The organism is Streptomyces sp. NPDC002076 (assembly GCF_053593835.1).
The window spans coordinates 104,004-120,047 of record NZ_JBSFDI010000019.1; the positions used below are offsets into that span (position 1 = coordinate 104,004).

General features: G+C 72.0%; 10 protein-coding genes and 1 pseudogene. 3 read left to right on the forward strand and 8 right to left on the reverse strand.

Annotation, left to right across the window (positions count from 1 at the left end; all coding sequences use genetic code 11):
* Nucleotides 1–317: 317 nt before the first annotated feature.
* The 5 genes and pseudogenes from ACWCQS_RS33140 to ACWCQS_RS33160 form a co-directional block, all read right to left on the reverse strand.
* On the reverse strand, nucleotides 318–1,205 hold the full coding sequence (locus ACWCQS_RS33140; protein WP_451007881.1) for a FadR/GntR family transcriptional regulator: 888 nt from the start codon (nucleotides 1,203–1,205) through the stop codon (nucleotides 318–320).
* A 162-nt stretch (nucleotides 1,206–1,367) separates the two neighbouring features.
* Nucleotides 1,368–3,932 (reverse strand): ATP-binding cassette domain-containing protein, encoded by a 2,565-nt coding sequence (locus ACWCQS_RS33145; RefSeq protein ID WP_451007882.1) that lies wholly within the window; start codon nucleotides 3,930–3,932, stop codon nucleotides 1,368–1,370.
* Nucleotides 3,933–4,096: 164 nt separating this feature from the next.
* Entirely contained in the window at nucleotides 4,097–4,855 is a 759-nt protein-coding gene (locus tag ACWCQS_RS33150; RefSeq protein ID WP_351208985.1) for an NUDIX hydrolase, read from the reverse strand.
* A gap of 130 nt (nucleotides 4,856–4,985) precedes the next feature.
* Nucleotides 4,986–6,463, reverse strand: a pseudogene (locus tag ACWCQS_RS33155) (glycogen debranching N-terminal domain-containing protein); the annotation flags it as partial.
* 125 nt (nucleotides 6,464–6,588) lie between these two features.
* Nucleotides 6,589–8,139 (reverse strand): DUF4192 domain-containing protein, encoded by a 1,551-nt coding sequence (locus ACWCQS_RS33160; RefSeq protein WP_451007883.1) that lies wholly within the window; start codon nucleotides 8,137–8,139, stop codon nucleotides 6,589–6,591.
* A gap of 142 nt (nucleotides 8,140–8,281) precedes the next feature.
* Between ACWCQS_RS33160 and ACWCQS_RS33165 the strand changes: the two genes are divergently transcribed.
* Together ACWCQS_RS33165 and ACWCQS_RS33170 are read left to right on the forward strand one after the other, a co-directional pair.
* Nucleotides 8,282–10,447, forward strand: a complete 2,166-nt coding sequence (locus tag ACWCQS_RS33165) for a RecQ family ATP-dependent DNA helicase (protein ID WP_451007884.1) — start codon at nucleotides 8,282–8,284, stop codon at nucleotides 10,445–10,447.
* A 265-nt stretch (nucleotides 10,448–10,712) separates the two neighbouring features.
* Nucleotides 10,713–11,333 (forward strand): hypothetical protein, encoded by a 621-nt coding sequence (locus tag ACWCQS_RS33170; protein ID WP_451007885.1) that lies wholly within the window; start codon nucleotides 10,713–10,715, stop codon nucleotides 11,331–11,333.
* A 584-nt stretch (nucleotides 11,334–11,917) separates the two neighbouring features.
* On the opposite strand, the gene ACWCQS_RS33175 is transcribed toward ACWCQS_RS33170, so the two are convergent.
* From ACWCQS_RS33175 to ACWCQS_RS33185, 3 genes are all read right to left on the reverse strand, one after another.
* Nucleotides 11,918–12,550, reverse strand: coding sequence for a hypothetical protein (locus ACWCQS_RS33175; protein ID WP_388635756.1), 633 nt, complete (start codon nucleotides 12,548–12,550; stop codon nucleotides 11,918–11,920).
* A 68-nt stretch (nucleotides 12,551–12,618) separates the two neighbouring features.
* Entirely contained in the window at nucleotides 12,619–13,320 is a 702-nt protein-coding gene (locus tag ACWCQS_RS33180; protein ID WP_451007886.1) for a ribonuclease HII, read from the reverse strand.
* Between the two features lie 81 nt (nucleotides 13,321–13,401).
* On the reverse strand, nucleotides 13,402–14,025 hold the full coding sequence (locus ACWCQS_RS33185; RefSeq protein ID WP_451007887.1) for a TetR/AcrR family transcriptional regulator: 624 nt from the start codon (nucleotides 14,023–14,025) through the stop codon (nucleotides 13,402–13,404).
* A gap of 182 nt (nucleotides 14,026–14,207) precedes the next feature.
* On the opposite strand from ACWCQS_RS33185, the gene ACWCQS_RS33190 reads away from it, so the two are divergent.
* Nucleotides 14,208–15,755 (forward strand): MFS transporter, encoded by a 1,548-nt coding sequence (locus ACWCQS_RS33190; protein WP_451007888.1) that lies wholly within the window; start codon nucleotides 14,208–14,210, stop codon nucleotides 15,753–15,755.
* Nucleotides 15,756–16,044 lie beyond the last annotated feature (289 nt).

Consider the following 16,044-nt stretch of genomic DNA (forward strand, 5'->3'; position numbering starts at 1 on the left):
GGCCGGGGAAGATGCACAGCGCCTGTGTTGGCGTCCGTATTCCCTCCGCGGCTGTCACCTCTTAGGTCATCGCGCTGTTTCCACGAGCGTTACGCCCAATCTGCGTGGCCCGAGTCACACCCCGTAAGCGGTCAAAACCAGTCAGACATGGGCAGACGAGATCACCATTGCCATCCTGCCCGGTTGCGCACATGACCCCGGCGGCCCGCCGCGCCGCTGGACCCCGCCGGACCGCACAGGGTCCGGCGGGGTCCAGCGGCGGCCGGCAAGGAGCCCGGCGCCGCCACGAGCGCGCCGCACACCGACGACCGCGGGGGTCAGTGCTCGCGCGGGGCGGGTACCACGCGCTCGACCTCGGGGTGGACCGTGAGCAGTTGACGCATGGCCGTCTCGGCGGCCGCGCCGTCGCCGGTGCCGAGCGCGTCGACGATCCGCGCGTGCTGCGCGAGCGACGTCTCGTTCGGCCGTTCACACCCCGTGACCGGGCCGCCGGAGACCTGGAGGGCCGCCGAGACGATCCCGGAGAGGTGCTCCAGCATGCGGTTGCCGGCGATCTGGATGAGCAGCGCGTGGAACTCGTTGTCGGCGCGCGAGTACGTCAGCGCGTCGCCCTGCGCCATGGCATGGCTCATGATCTCGACCATGTCACAGAGGCGCTGCTGCACGTCCTCCCGCCCGTGCCCGGCGGCGAGGCGGGCGGCGAGCGGCTCGATCGTCCAGCGCAGCTCGCTCAGCTCGCGGCGCTGGTCGTCGCGCTGGGGCCCGAAGGCCCGCCACTCGATGATGTCCGGGTCGAGCAGGTTCCAGTCGCTGACGGGACGCACGCGCGTGCCGACGTTCGGGCGGGCACTGACCAGGCCCTTGGCCTCGAGGACACGGAGGGACTCGCGGACGACGGTGCGGGAGACCTCGAAGCGCTGGCCGATCTCCTCGGGCACCAGCGGTCGGTCCGCGCCCAGGTCGCCCGAGACGATCATCTGTCCCAGCTGCTGAACGAGTTGGCCGTGCAGTCCACGTCCGCGGCTGCCCGCGGCACGGCGGCCTACGCGGCCCAGATCAGGGTCCGCGCCCTCCCACGAGGGCGCTCCGACGCGGTCGGCCACCTGGGGCTCTGCGTAGGGGTAGCGGTCGAGTTCGCCCGGGCCGGCCAGACCGGAGTCGGTGGAGCGGGCGGCGGTCATCATGGTGTGCGCAAGGGTACTCACGGATCCTTTGTCGGCGCCGTCTCCAACTCCCTTGAGGTCTTTGGTGAAAAGCACACGAAAGGGTGATCGCTCACGCCGTCGCAATTGACGCCTTATCGGAAAGAAATGGGCTTGCCGTGCGGAGTTGTGCACACGGCGGGATCGGAAGTGGACGCACACACGTCACCGGAACCGGGTGCGCAGCGTCGTGAACACATACGCGCACAGCAGCGCCGACAGCGACAACGCCAGTGCGCTGCCCACGGGTTGGGCGAGCACCCGGGCCATCCCGAGCACGTAGCGCTCGCCGCCGAAGGGCCACTGCGGCAGGAAAACCTCCCGCATCCGCACCGGGAACCCGGCGGCCATGCGCAGGGCGGGCCCCTGCATCGCCTGGTGCACGAGGGGGACGACGACAACGGGTACGGCGAGTACGGCGGCCAGGCCTCCCGTGGTGGACCGGAACACACCGGCCGCCAGTACACCGGCCCAGGCACAGCCGACGGCCAGACAGAACCAACTCGCGCCCAGCGAGAGCCAGTCCGCGGGAACTTGTGTCAGCTCTCGTCCGTAGACGATGTAGAGCGCTTCGGCGTCGCAGCCCACGGTGAGGAAGGCGAGCATGGCGGCGGTGGCTCCGGAGACGAGAAGTTTCGCGGTGAGCAGTCCCAGCCGGCGGGGCACGGTGCCTCGGTCCGCCGCGAGGGCGGGGTGGCGGAACTCGTCCCCGAAGGCCAGCGCACCGAGCAACCCCGCCGCGAGCGCCGCGGGCGGCAGCGGCAGCTCCCGCGGCCATGCGGCGAACAGCCGCTCCTGTGGGGTGTGTCCGATCCTGGCCAGCAGAACGGCGATGAGCGCGGACACGGCCAGTACGGCACCGCAGGTGACGAAGCCGACGCCGATGCCGGTGGCACGCCGGATCTCGTAGCGAAGGGGGCGGAGGGGGCTGGGGGCGGGGCGGACGGAGATGGGGGGCGGGAGGGGGAAAAGGGCATCGGGACAACGGACGCCGTCGGAGTGGGCGGCACGGGTGGTCTGCGGCTGACGGGTGCCGGGCTTCCTGGCGCCGGGGAGGCGGGTACGCAGGGCGGCGATGCTCGCTGCCACAGCGCTCGGGCCGCCGGGCTGCGATCCCTGGGCCGCGGAGGCCGCGTCGCGCCCGGCGTCCTTGGCAGCCGCGTCGGCGGTCCGGCCGCCGACGGCTCCCGCGAGCACCCCGGCGGACAGCACTCCGGCACTTCCGCCGAGCGTGTCGTCATCAGAGGGACCGACATCGCCGTATGCCGTCCCGCCGGTTCCCGGAGCCGCGTCGTCCGGCGACGCGCCCTCGGCCGGTACGCGCTGTGTGGACTCCAAGTACTCCGCCCCCGGCCGGGCACTGGGCGTCTCGCCGAGCGGCGGCTGCCCACCGTCGGCGGCCTGTGCCCGCCTGCCCTCCGGCGGTTCCTCGCCGGAGGAGACGCTGGACACAGCCCGCTGCGGCCCCGGCGTGTGCGCCGGGGCGTTCTCTCGCTCCCCCACCGAGAACCCGAACGGCAGGGCCGCCCGTTCTCTCCCCGAGAAACCCGAGGCCGTGACGCCCGGCGCACCCGACGAGAGGCCGGACGCCACGCGTGCCTGCCCCGACACGGACGCGTCTACCGCCGACGCGCCGGACTCAGCCGCCGACGAACCGGGCGCCGGGAGGCCGGACGCGGACGCGGCCAGGCCGATCCCCGAGGCACCCGGCTCCACCGTCGGCAGGCTACGCACCGCCGGCTCGGGCTCCGCGGACGAGGAACCGGGCCCGGCGTGTTCCAGCTCCGCTCGGGGCTCGTTGGCCGCCTCCGCGGTCGCCTCCTGGGACAAGCCTCCGATCGCGGCACCGGATCCCGGCCCCATGTCGCCGATCTCGTCCGCGAGTTGGTGCACGGGGATGCCGTGCCGGAACGCCGTCTCACCCACGTCGGCGGTCGTGGAGCCGTACACCGAGAGTCGATTGCCGCCTTCCCGTACGACTTCCACGGAGCGGCGAGCGGTGCGGGCCTCCTTGGCGAGCAGGGCCGCCAGGCGAGCCGCGTGCGGACTGCGGACCGCCACGCGCGGACGCAGCCGGGTGCGGGCGAACTCGCCGGCCACCTGGTCGGCCACGAGCCTGCCGCCGTCGAGGGTCACGACCCGGTCGGCCGTGCGCGCCGCCTCCTTGGGGTCGGCCGTGGTGAAGAGAACCGTGCCACCCTGGCCGGCATGGGCACGCAGCATGCCGTGGAGCCACTGCGCCTCACGGGCGGACAGACCGTAGGCGGGCTCGTCCAGGACGAGCGTGTGCGGATCGGGCAGCAGAGCGCAGGCCAGGCCGAGTCCGCGGTCCATCCCGCGCGAGAGCGTGCCGAGCCGCTCCTCACGGAGGCTGACAAGGCCGACCACTTCGAGGACTTCGTCGGCCCGCCGCGCGGGAACTCCCGCAGCCGCACACAACATGCGCAGATGCCCGCGGACCGAACGGGCCGGATGCCCCGGCACGTCCCCGAGGAGCACGCCGACCTCCCGCGAGGGGTGGGCGATCCGGTGCAGGGGCCGCCCTCTGAAGTAGGTGATGCCACGCCCCTGTTGAAGCTCGAGCATCAGCCTGAGCGTGGTCGTCTTGCCCGCGCCGGCGCCTCCGAGGAGCACGGTGACATGCCCCGGTTGCGCTTCGAAGGACACGTCGTCGACGGCGGGCGGGTGCGCCTTGCGGGGATTGCTGGTCAGTCCGAAGGCCTGGATCACCTGCAGCAAGATAGCGCGCAATGTCCTGTTTTTCGGGTATCACCCGATCCAATACCACACGTGCTGCCGATCAACCTGGTTCGGATGCGCCGTTCGAGGGATGCGACGCCCCACCTCCACGGTCGGCCCACCTGATCGTCCGCACGGCCGACCGCCTGTGCGCCTCAGACCTCAGGGCGCAGCATCGGCGGATTGAGCAGGGTGGCGCCGCCCGCCCGGAAGAGCTGCGCCGGCCGGCCGCCCTGGCGCGTGGTCGTTCCTCCGGTGGGGACGAGGAATCCGGGGGTTCCGGTGACCTTGCGGTGGAAGTTGCGCGGGTCGAGGGCCACCCCCCACACCGCCTCGTACACCCGTCGCAACTCGCCGACGGTGAACTCGCTCGGGCAGAACGCGGTGGCCAGCGACGAGTACTCGATCTTGGACCGGGCCCGTTCCACGCCGTCGGCGAGGATCTGGGCGTGATCGAAGGCGAGCGGCGCCACGGGCTCGCCGTCACGGCCGTAACCGCCCTGCTGCAGCAGTTCCTCGACCGGTGCCCAGCGCGCGTTGCTGGCGTCGCCTCCCGCACGCGGGGCGGGCAGGTCGGGCGCGAGCGCGAGGTGCGCGACGCTCACCACACGCATGCGCGGGTCCCGCTTGGGGTCCCCGTAGGTGGCGAGCTGCTCGAGATGAGCCCCGTTGTCCTGGGCCGGGGCCGAGGGGTCGTGTGCACACAGCCCGGTCTCCTCGGCGAGCTCGCGCGCCGCCGCCTGGGAGAGGTCCTCGTCGGCCCGTACGAAACCTCCGGGCAGCGCCCAGCGCCCTTGGAACGGGGGCTCGCCCCTGCGCACCGCCAGCGCACACAGGGCATGGCGGCGCACGGTCAGCACGACCAGGTCCACGGTGACGGCGAAGGGCGGAAAGGCTGACGGGTCGTAGGGCATGCCGCGATCATAGTCGTCTGCCTGACGATAAACACTCCCTTCCCCGGCCGCATCGACGGTGATTCCACTTCGTTCTGGTATCGCGCGCAGGGCCGGCTCCTGTTCTTGGCTTCCGTGGTGTCGTACGAGGTCACACTCCCAGTTGCAAGCCTTCCGCCGCCTCCTCGACCAGGGCGAGCCCCAGCCGGCTGATGCGCACGGCGAACGGGGCGCCGGCGACGCGCAGCCCGGTCAGGCTGAGTTCACCGAGCGGTGCGCTGCGCACGGGTCGCAGGGTGACCGTTCGGCCGGGGGCGTCGGGGCGGATGCCCGCGAGCGAGGTGAGCATCGTGATCACCGACGCCGCCGCGGTGGCCGCCGGCCGGCAGGCCGCGGGGTGCGGGGTGCGGGAGGGGTGCGCTTCCGGCGGAGCGCTGTTCACCGGCGAACATCTCCGGCAGCGGGTGGCCGAAGTGTTCCGCCGCTTCCAGCAGGCCTTTCATGAGGCCGCCGGCTTCCTTCTCGTAGCCGGCGGCGGCCAGTCCGCCGATGGCGAGTGCCGTGTCGTGGACCCGGACGGCTCCGGTGCGGTGGCCGAACGGGTTGTGTCCCGCTTCCTTGGCACCGAGACCGCGCAGTCCCCAGCCCGCGTCCATGGCGGGGGCTCCGAGCAGCCGGGCGAGGTGCCCGGTCTGTACGGAGTCGAGCAGGCCCGGGGCGAGCCGGCCGGAACCGAGCAGGCCGGTGTCGAGGAGGTGAACGGCGGCGGAGCCCAGGTGCGGCACGGGCCGGCCGTCCGGCGCCAGGGCTGCGGCCGGGCGTCCACCGGCGTGGTCCTCGACCCAGAAGCCGGCCCGGAACGCCGCCTGCAAGGCCTGGGCCCACTGGCGTAACTCGGCGGTGCCGGGCCGGTCGTAGGCGTCGAGGAGATCGGCGCCGAGCAGGGCCGCCCGATACGCGTGGGCCTGGGTCTCGCAGCGGGCCGGGCCCCCGGGCTGGGGGTCGCGAAGGTAGGGGCCGTCGCCGGCGGTCGTCCGCAGCCAGGTGAGGCAGGTTCTGCCGCGGGCAGCAACTCCCTCGTGTCCTGCTCGGGCAGTCCCCAGCGGCGGGCCTCGGCGAGCAGGACGGGGAAGAGCAGTGTGGCCGCCGTACCCGTGCAGCCGGGCGGAAGAAACGGGCCGGCATCGCGCCAGGGTCCCGGAATCATGCCGGCCTGCGGACTCCGGTCCCGGAGCTGGGTGCGGGCCAGGGTCCGCAGTGTGCCCGCGGCGAGCCGGGTGCCGAGCGGCAGGGCCATACGGGCCGCGGCCAGGGCCTCGGCAGGGGCCATCCCGCAGCGCCAGGGCGCACCCGCCGCGAGATGGGTGTCGGAGGGATGGGCGGGGCCCGCAGAAGCAGCGCCTGGAGATCGGCGACCGCCGAGTCCAGCAGCGGGGCCACCCGCGGGTCGTCTCCCGTCGCGCGGGCGGAGGCCAACGGGCTGGTCGTGGCCTGTCCCGGCGCCCGCAGGGGGCCCGTGCCGTCGAGGCGCACTCTCAGTTCCGCGGCTGCCGTACCGCCCGGCGGGAGTTCCAGTTCCCAGCGCAGCAGTCCGGCGGATGCGCGGGCGTCGGAGGGTGGCGGGTCGGCGAGATCGCCTCCCGAGCAGCCTCCGAGGGCGGGCGCCGCACCCCGCAGACTCCGTCGATACGCCGGACGTCTTCCCTGGGCAGACCTGTTCGACCAGGTACCGCCGACACTCCCTCGCACGGCGATCATCCCTCCCCTTCGGGCTTCCGGTGGTCGTTCTTCGACAGGGCTGCGCCGGCCGTGGTGCCTTCCGCCGCACGCGTGCGCGCGCTGCCGAGGCCACGGCTGCCGGGGCGTGAGGATTCGGCCGCCGACGGGCCGTGATGGAAGCCGGCCGGCCTCCGTCGTCCGCCCGTGGGCCTGGCCGCGCGAGGGGCATCGCCGCCGTCGGCCGGTCGTACCCGGCGCCGTCGGCGCGTGCCTGTCTCTCGGCCCGCTTCGGCGCCGCCCTGATCGTCCGCTCGGGCGGCACCTGTCGCGTCATCGGTTGCCGGGAGCTCGGCACGGGCCGTCTTCTCCTCCATGTCCGGCTGTGAGCCGGTCTCCGTCGGCGTACGCCCCGCCCGGTCCGCGCGCAGGCAGCGGCGGACCGCTTCCGGGTCGAGGCCTTCGTTGCAGGCCTGGTGCAACAGCCGGGCGAACAGATAGTCGGGATCCGCGCCCAGCGCCATGGCCAGCGCCTCACGGGCCTCCAACTCGTCACCTGTCGACCAGGCGACCCAGCCGGCCAGGGTCAGCGGGGCCGCGGCGTGCTCGCCGTAGGGCCCGACGCAGCGGCGGGCCAGGGCCCGCCAGAGCCGGAGGGCCGGACCCGCCTCGTCGCCCTCCATCCATGCCGCCGCCCGGTCGCGGGTCGTGCGGTCCTGGAGGCCGAGGATCAGAGTCGCCGCCTCGTCGTGTGCGAGCAGGCGGTCGTCGCGCAGGTCCGCGGGGTGCGTGCCGGACACCGGTGCCGCGGCGGCGAAGCGGTGGATGATGCGCGCGGCGAGGCACAGGGTCTCCTCCGCGACTTCCGCGCGGGACGCCTCGTCGAGAATCCGGGGCACCAGGGTCATACCGGCCGCGTCCAGGGCGATCTCCTGCTCCAGGGCCGCGGTGGTCTCCCAGGGCTGCAGCCTGGCGCGCAACTCCCTGAGCGTGCCGCGCACTTGGATGCCGGCGTAGGTCGCCGCGGCGGCCAGGACGGAGGTGCCGGGAAGGCCCATCGGCGAGCCGTCCTCGGGGCAGCAGCTGTCGATCGGGCAGCAGTAGGACCAGAAACGGCCGTCGGAGATGCACAGTGCCTCGATGACCGGCACGTCGAGGTCGCCGCACTGGGTGCGCAGCAGGTGGGCCAGCCGCTGGAGCCGTCGTTTGACGTCGCGGCCGGACTCTCCCGGGGCGGGTTCCTGGCAGACGTAGGCCACCATCTGTTCGGGCCGGGCGCCCCGCCGTTCGCTGCCGGTCACCAGTCCGTGGGCGAGCTGGTGTGCGGCCGCCTCCCAGTCCTCCTCGTTCGCCGGGATGCCGAGCCGGGCCCTGCCGCCGAACCTGCCCCGGCCTTTGCGGTCGTGCAGGGCCACCAGCACCATGCTGTCCTCCGGCCGGTAGCCGAGGAGGTAGGGCAGGGCGTCGGCCAGCTCGGCGGGGGTGCGCAGCGTGACCTGCGCGTCGTGCGCGGACGGGCCGGTGAACGGGTCCTGTCCCGAGATGTCGCCGTTTTCGAACGGTCCGGTGGTTTCGCTGTGATTCGTCATGTGCAGACGATCTCGCGGATTTTGTGATTCCGCTTTGACCTGTGGACAAGTCAGATCAGGGACACGACAAGACCGTCCCGGTTGTCCACAGCCGGGGCAGTGGCCCGCCCGCTTGTCGGTCCCGTCCTGTTGTATGGGACGCATGGAGCACACGAGCAACGCGGATCTCCGGGCGCAGGCGGACGCCGTCCTCGCCCGGCTCGTCGGGGATGCCACGGGCGCGGCCCGGCTGCGCGAGGACCAGTGGCGGGCGATCGAGGCGTTGGTCGCCGAGCGGCGCAGGGCCCTGGTCGTGCAGCGCACGGGGTGGGGCAAGTCCGCGGTGTATTTCGTGGCGACCTCGCTGCTGCGGGCCAGAGGCAGCGGACCCACTGTGATCGTCTCGCCCCTGCTCGCGCTCATGCGCAATCAAGTGGAGGCCGCGGCCCGGGCCGGCATCCACGCCCGCACCATCAACTCCTCCAACACCGAGGAATGGGACGCCGTGCAGGCCGAGATCGCGGCCGGCGAGGTCGATGTCCTGCTGGTCAGCCCGGAGCGGCTGAACAACCCGGACTTCCGCGACCAGGTGCTGCCCAAGCTGTCCGCCGCGACCGGCCTGCTGGTCGTGGACGAGGCACACTGCATCTCCGACTGGGGTCACGACTTCCGTCCCGACTACCGACGGCTGCGCACCATGCTCGGCGATCTCCCGCCAGGTGTCCCCGTGCTGGCCACCACCGCCACGGCCAATGCCCGGGTGACCGCGGATGTCGCCGTGCAGCTCGGCACCGGCGGCACCTCGGACGCCCTGGTGCTGCGCGGGCCGCTGGACCGGGAGAGCCTCAGCCTCGGCGTGCTGCGGCTGCCGGACGCCGCGTACCGGATGGCCTGGCTCGCCGACCACCTCGACGACCTGCCGGGCTCCGGCATCATCTACACGCTCACCGTCGCCGCCGCCGAGGAGGTCACCGCGTTCCTGAAACAGCGCGGGCACACCGTCGCCTCGTACACGGGCAAGACGGAGAACGCCGAACGTCAGCAGGCCGAGGACGATCTGCTCGCCAACCAGGTCAAGGCCCTGGTCGCCACCTCAGCGCTCGGCATGGGCTTCGACAAGCCCGATCTCGGTTTCGTGGTCCACCTCGGCTCCCCCTCCTCCCCCATCGCCTACTACCAGCAGGTCGGCCGGGCGGGCCGCGGTGTCGAACACGCCGAGGTACTGCTGCTGCCGGGCAAGGAGGACGAGGCGATCTGGCAGTACTTCGCGTCGCTCGCCTTCCCCTCGGAGGAGCTGGTCCGGCGCACTCTGGATGTCCTCGCCCGGGCGGACGGCCCCCTGTCGCTGCCCGCGCTGGAGCCGCTGGTGGAGCTGCGCCGCTCCCGGCTGGAGACGATGCTGAAGGTCCTCGACGTGGACGGAGCGGTCCGCCGCGTCAAGGGCGGCTGGATCACCACCGGGCAGCCCTGGTCGTACGACACCGAGCGCTACGACTGGGTGGCCCGGCAGCGGGCGGCCGAGCAGGAGGCGATGCGCGCCTACGCGTCCACCACCGAGTGCCGGATGGAGTTCCTCCAGCGCCAGCTGGACGACGAGGGTGCCCGGCCCTGCGGCCGCTGCGACAACTGCGCCGGACCGCGGTTCACCGCCGACACGTCCATGGCTGCGGTGGACGCCGCGCGCGGCGACCTGGGCCGGGCCGGTGTCGAGGTGGAGCCCCGGCGCATGTGGCCGACGGGCCTGCCGGCCATCGGCATCGATCTCAAGGGACGCATTCCGGCCGGTGAACAGGCCTCTTCGGGGCGGGCTCTGGGTCGGCTGTCGGACATCGGCTGGGGCAACCGGCTGCGTCCGCTCCTCGCGCCCCAGGCGCCGGACACCGCTGTGCCGGACGACGTGGCGCGGGCCGTGGTCGGGGTCCTGGCCGACTGGGCGAAGGGCCCTGGCGGCTGGGCTTCGGGCGCGTCCGACGCCCAGGCCCGGCCGGTGGGTGTCGTCACCGTCGCCTCGCGGACCCGGCCCAAGCTGATCCACTCCCTGGGCACCCGGATCGCCGAGATCGGCCGGCTGCCGCTGCTCGGCACCGTGGAGTTCGCCGAGGACGTGCCGCGGGTGTCGCGCAGCAACAGCGCGCAGCGACTGAAGGCCCTCGACGGTGCGCTGACGGTACCGCCCGCCCTCGCTTCGGCGCTCACCGCGGCCGGCGGCCCCGTGCTGCTGGTCGACGACTTCACGGAGACGGGCTGGACCCTGGCGGTCGCAGCACGGCTGCTCAGAGGGTCGGGCGCGCGGGCGGTATTGCCGCTGGTCCTGGCCGTCCAGGGCTGACCGCGCACCCGCAGCGGTATCTGTACGGGACTCGGCCCGACACCTCAGGCGTCATCGGGCAGACCTTTGGGTAGGGATATAAGCCACGCACCACCAGATAACCGTCGGTGGCGTCAATTGCTCGTTGCCGCATCCAAGTTCGGCAGGAAGAATTGAGGTCCGCTCCCCGCACGGCTCGTCCGTGATCGGTTGGGCTCTGCTGCGGTGCGCGGTCCCTCGAATCCGACCTCGCCCGCAGTATGGGCGCGTAGCCGAAGGGAGGAACGTGACCTTCGGATTCGCCTCGTCCTCGGCGGCCTCGTTGTCGACCTCCGCGTCCGCCGCTTCCGCCAGTCGTCTGCTCGAGCCGTCCGAATGGGCCGCCGCCGGAATCCCTCTGCTGCGCAACCCCCGTGAAGTCGTCAGCGGGCTGCATGCGCGCCATCGGCCGAGGCCCTCCACGGCGATCGTGGCAGTGCTCGATCCGGGCGAGCGGCTGTGCGCCAGCGCATCGTTCACACGTCGTCCGGCCCCGGCCGACGGCTGGATGTTCCGCAACGCACTGCTCGACCAACTGCGCCGGGTGATTCCGCACGACCTGAGACGCCGGACCCCGGTGCGCACGGCCATCCTCATCTACTGCCGTGAGGGCGACGCGCGTTGGACGGAGGAGGACGGCGCCTGGATGTGGGGCCTGCGTGACGCCTGCACCCTGCACGGTCTGCGATGCGGGGCGTACATCACACTGACCCACGACGGTTGGCATGTGCTCGGCGAAGGACGCAGCGGCCGCCGTCCCAACGCCGACTCCGCACCCGAACCCTTCGCCATGTCCGAGACCCCGCCGCTCCCATCGCGCACCGGCGGCCCGGTCTCCGAGGTCCTGCGCCGCGCGGCGGCTCGCTGAAGGGCACGGCAAGAGGCCGGACCCGCGCCCGACCGCCTTTTGGCCACCACCCTGCCCGCACGGACGGCAACTCGACCACGCACTGCCCCACCCGCGCGGACGGCGAGCCGACCACCCACCGTCCGGCCGCCAGGACGCCGCGCCGCATCAGGCCGCACCGTGCCCCGAGGAACGCAAGGGCCGCCCGTGCCCCAAGCGATGTATTGGCCATACCGCGCCCGGGGGACACGGGGCTGGGCCGACCCGGGGGTGCACCAGGCTGGGCCGCGCCGAGCAAGCCGGCGCCCATGCGACATCCTGCAAGCAGCCGTACGGGCCGAGAGCCACAACCCGAGTTCCCGCGGCCATGCCCCTATGGGCGACGGCTGCGCGGTGCCGATCGACAGGCCCAGCAGCGTGAGCCCGGGTCCCCTCTCCGCCCTGCAACCGCTGCTCCGTATGCGGCGTCCTGGCGTAGTTCCGGGAAGCCGCCCAGGAGCCGAACGGCCGCTGGTCGTGCGGGCATGCCAATGGTCACGCCGTGCGGATTCCCCCCGGAGCGGTTCCTCTGTCACCCCGGTGCCCCGAGGTGCGTCGGAGCAGGCTCAGACGCCCGCGCCCAGTACCGAATTGATCTGCTGCGGGTCGCCGCAGACGATCAGCAGGGCACCGGCCCGGGTGTGGGCCAGCGGAAGGGCCGAGGCAGCAGCGGAAGCCGGGCCTCCGTTGACGGCCACGACGACCACGGGACGTGACGCGGCGCGGGAGGCGACGGCGGCGTCCGCATAGAAGACGTCGTCACCGGCGTCGTGCTGCGCCCAGTAGGAAGCTTCACCGAAGGACAGCTCGTGCTCCGCCCACGGGTGCTGGGACCCTGTGGTGATCACGAGTACGTCGCCGGGGGCACGGCCGGAGTCCAGCAGCAGGTCCACCGCCTCCTCGGCGGCGTCGAGGGCGCCCTCGGCCGAGGCCGGGATCAGCTGGATCTGCGGGGTGACCGCCGCGGCGGCGGGAGCGGCCGGACCGGACGGGCCCGGCTTGGCCGGAGCCGCGTCACGCGGCGTGCGCTGCACCGGCGGAGCCGGCCGCGGAGGGCCGGGACGACCGGGGCGGGACGGAGCCGCGGGGCGGGGGCCGGGTACGGGGCGGGGGGTCGGCGCGGTACGGCCGCTGGCCGGAGTGGCGCGGGGACCCTGGGCACTCTCGTGAATCTGAGGCTCCTCGGGAATGAGAGGCATGAGCTGATATTTATCAAACATTGGTGCGGCGCGGGTGACCGGGTGGCACATCAGTGCGAGCGGAACCGTCAGAAATCGAAGCCGAGCTGACCCTCGATCTCCGGAACGCTTCCGTCCGCCCAGCTGCGGACCTTCTTGAGATGCCGCCACTGAGGCAACGCATCAAGATACGCCCACGACAAGCGGTGGTGCGGGGTGGGCCCCCACTCCTCCAGTGCGGCCTTGTGCACGGGCGACGGATACCCGGCGTTGTCCGCAAATCCGAAGTGTGCATGGTCGACACCCAGTTCGGCCATCATTTTGTCGCGCTGAACCTTGGCGATCACCGACGCCGCCGCGACGGCCACACACGACCGATCGCCCTTGATCACCGTGCGCACCTTCCAGGGGGTGCCGAGGTAGTCGTGCTTCCCGTCGAGGATCACGGCGTCGGGGCGGACCGGCAGGATGTCCAGGGCACGGACCGCGGCGAGCCGCAGCGCGGCCGTCATCCCCAGGTCGTCGATCTCCTCGGGAGAAGCATGCCCCAGCGCATAGGCCGTCACCCACGCCTGCAGGACCTCCGCCAGTTCCGTGCGCCGCTTGATCGTCAGCAGCTTGGAATCGGTCAGCCCCTCGGGCGGGCGGCGGAGTCCGGTGATCGCGGCGCAGACAGTGACAGGTCCGGCCCACGCGCCGCGCCCCACCTCGTCGACACCGGCAATGACCTTCGCTCCGGTCGTGGCGCGCAGGGAGCGCTCGACGGTGTGAGTAGGCGGTTCGTACGGCATGGCGCCCTTAGCGTACGCCGATGGGGTCGTCGGCCGACACCCCGGTCGCCCCACCGCCACACGGATCGCCGCCGCGGGGGATCAGCTGCCGTGGGGCCGCAGCAGCGGGAGCATCAACTGGTCGATCATCTCTTCGAGATCCTGATCGCTCCATTCACTGGCGCACATCTTCGAGCGGTACATCATCATGGCCGGGATGGCGTCGAAGACATAGCCGTTGGCAGCGTCGGGACGCACCTCGCCCCGCTCTATTCCACGGGCGATGACCTCACCAAGCAGTTTGACGGTCGGCTCCACCACTCCTCCGACGATCACCTCCTGGAAGCGTTCCACCTGGGTCTGATCGCACTCGTGAATCACGGAGCGCAGCGCGACACCCGGGGGCGAGAACATGATCTGCCGCACCTCGCGACACAGAGCGAGGAGGTCCTCGCGCACACCGCCGAGGTCCGGGGCCGTCTCGACCCGTGGCAGTCCGGCCACCAGGGCGTCCGCGACAAGGTCCTCCTTGGAGGGCCAGCGGCGATACACCGCCGCCTTGCCGGTCTGCGCGCCGGCGGCAACTCCCTCCATGGTCAGGCCTTTCCAGCCGACCTCACCGAGCTGCTCCAGCGCGGCGTCGAGGATCGCGCGCTCCAGCACCACTCCGCGCCGACGAGGGGAAGCCGCCCGATCGGAAGCGGCCGTCCAGCGCGAGGTAACCATCTGTGTCCCTCCAACAAGGGAAGCGGGGATTCCGGGGGCAGGGTGCGCCGCGCCGCAGCAACAGGGGGACGCAAAGCGGGGCGCAGTATTAAGTGAACGCTTGCGTTCACTGTTGCGGACTCACTACCGTGGACGCCTCAGTGAACGCGAGCGTTCACTAACGCCTGTATGGGGGACCCATAGTGACGACCTCTCAGCTGCTTCAGGAACCAAAGCCGGGCGTGGCCCGCCGGGAGGGGCATCCCGGCATCGCACTCACCGTCATCGCGGCCTGCCAACTCATGGTGGTACTCGACGCGACGATTGTGAATATCGCGCTCCCGCACATTCAAGACGCGCTCAAGTTCAGCACCACGGATCTGACTTGGGTGGTCAGCGCCTACACGCTCACCTTTGGCGGCCTGCTGCTGCTCGGTGCGCGGGCCGGTGACATCCTCGGTCGGCGCCGGGTCTTCATGACCGGCATTCTCCTGTTCACCTTCGCCTCCCTGCTGGGTGGTCTCGCCCAGGAACCCTGGCAGCTGCTGGCCGCACGGGCTCTGCAGGGGGTGGGCGGTGCGATCGCTTCGCCCACGTCGCTGGCGCTGATCACCACGACCTTCCCCGAAGGTCCGGAACGCAACCGGGCCTTCGGTGTGTTCGCCGCCGTGTCCGCGGGTGGCGGCGCCATCGGCCTGCTGGCGGGCGGCATGCTCACGGACTGGCTGGACTGGCGGTGGGTGCTGTTCGTCAACGTGCCGATCGGCGTGCTGATCGCCTCGCTCGCGCCGCTGTACATCAACGAGTCCGAGCGGCATCCCGGGCGCTTCGACATCACGGGTGCGCTGACCTCGACGGCGGGCATGGCCTCGCTCGTCTACGGGTTCATCCGCGCCTCGGAGAACGGCTGGCGGGACGGTCTCACCCTCGGCTCGTTCGGCGCGGCTGTGGTGCTGCTGGCCGCCTTCGTCCTCACCGAGGTGCGGGCGAAGGAGCCGATCACCCCGCTCAGGATGTTCGCGGACCGCAACCGCTGGGGCACGTACGTGATCATGCTGAGCCTCGCCGCGGCGATGTTCGGCATGTTCTTCTACATCGTGCTGTTCGTGCAGGACGTACTCGGCTACAGCGCGATCAAGGCGGGTCTGGCCTTCCTTCCCGTGACGGTCGCGATCGCGGTCGGTGCCGGACTGTCCCAGCGCTTCCTTCCGGTCCTCGGCCCGAGGCCGTTCATGATGGCCGGCACGGGGCTCGTGGCGATCGGGCTGACCTGGCAGGCCTTCATCCGGCCGGACAGCTCCTACCTCGGCGGCGTGCTGGGGCCGATGCTGGTGTTCGGCTTCGGCATGGGCCTGAACTTCGTGACGGCCACGGTCACGGCAGTGGCCGGCGTCGCCCAGCACGAGGCGGGTGCCGCCTCCGGACTTCTCAACGCCATGCAGCAGGTGGGCGGTTCGCTCGGCCTGTCCATCCTGACGACGGTGTTCGGCTCGGCCGCCAAGGACGAGACGAAGAAGCAGCTGCCGAAGTTCCTCGCCAACGGCTCGCCGGGACAGCAGGCCCACTTCGCCAAGACGCACCAACTGCCCGCGCCCTGGGGACACGATGTGCTCGCCCACGGCATCTCCACCGCCTTCGTGCCGGCTGCCGCGATGGCCGGGGTCGCGTTCCTCACCTCCTGGCTGGTGATCAGGGTCCGCAAGAGCGATCTCGATTCCCTCGCAGGCGTGGCGGGTCCGGGCATCGGCTGACCCGTCCCCAGCCGCACGGAGCCACAGTCGGCCGGACCGCCGCCCGGGGATGGACGGCACACGCGACGGTCCGGTCGACCGCACCCCGGCCACTGACACCCGCAGCAGAACCAGGACGGGAACCACCACCAGCACCGCCATCAGGTAGGCCATCTCCACACCCCCGCCAACCGTCGCTCTTCGCCTGTCTGTCGACCCGCGGCCGCAAGCCGCGGGGCTGCGGCGGACATGAGAGGAACGGCTGGCGGTCACGGAGAGTTCCCAGTAGACACGGAGAGTTTCCAAGACC

Coding starts and splice junctions, on each gene's coding strand:
- ACWCQS_RS33150 (WP_351208985.1), bottom strand. CDS start 4,855: ATGCCCTACGACCCGTCAGCCTTTCCGCCCTTCGCCGTCACCGTGGAC.
- ACWCQS_RS33160 (WP_451007883.1), bottom strand. CDS start 8,139: ATGACGAATCACAGCGAAACCACCGGACCGTTCGAAAACGGCGACATC.
- ACWCQS_RS33165 (WP_451007884.1), top strand. CDS start 8,282: ATGGAGCACACGAGCAACGCGGATCTCCGGGCGCAGGCGGACGCCGTC.
- ACWCQS_RS33175 (WP_388635756.1), bottom strand. CDS start 12,550: ATGCCTCTCATTCCCGAGGAGCCTCAGATTCACGAGAGTGCCCAGGGT.
- ACWCQS_RS33180 (WP_451007886.1), bottom strand. CDS start 13,320: ATGCCGTACGAACCGCCTACTCACACCGTCGAGCGCTCCCTGCGCGCC.
- ACWCQS_RS33185 (WP_451007887.1), bottom strand. CDS start 14,025: ATGGTTACCTCGCGCTGGACGGCCGCTTCCGATCGGGCGGCTTCCCCT.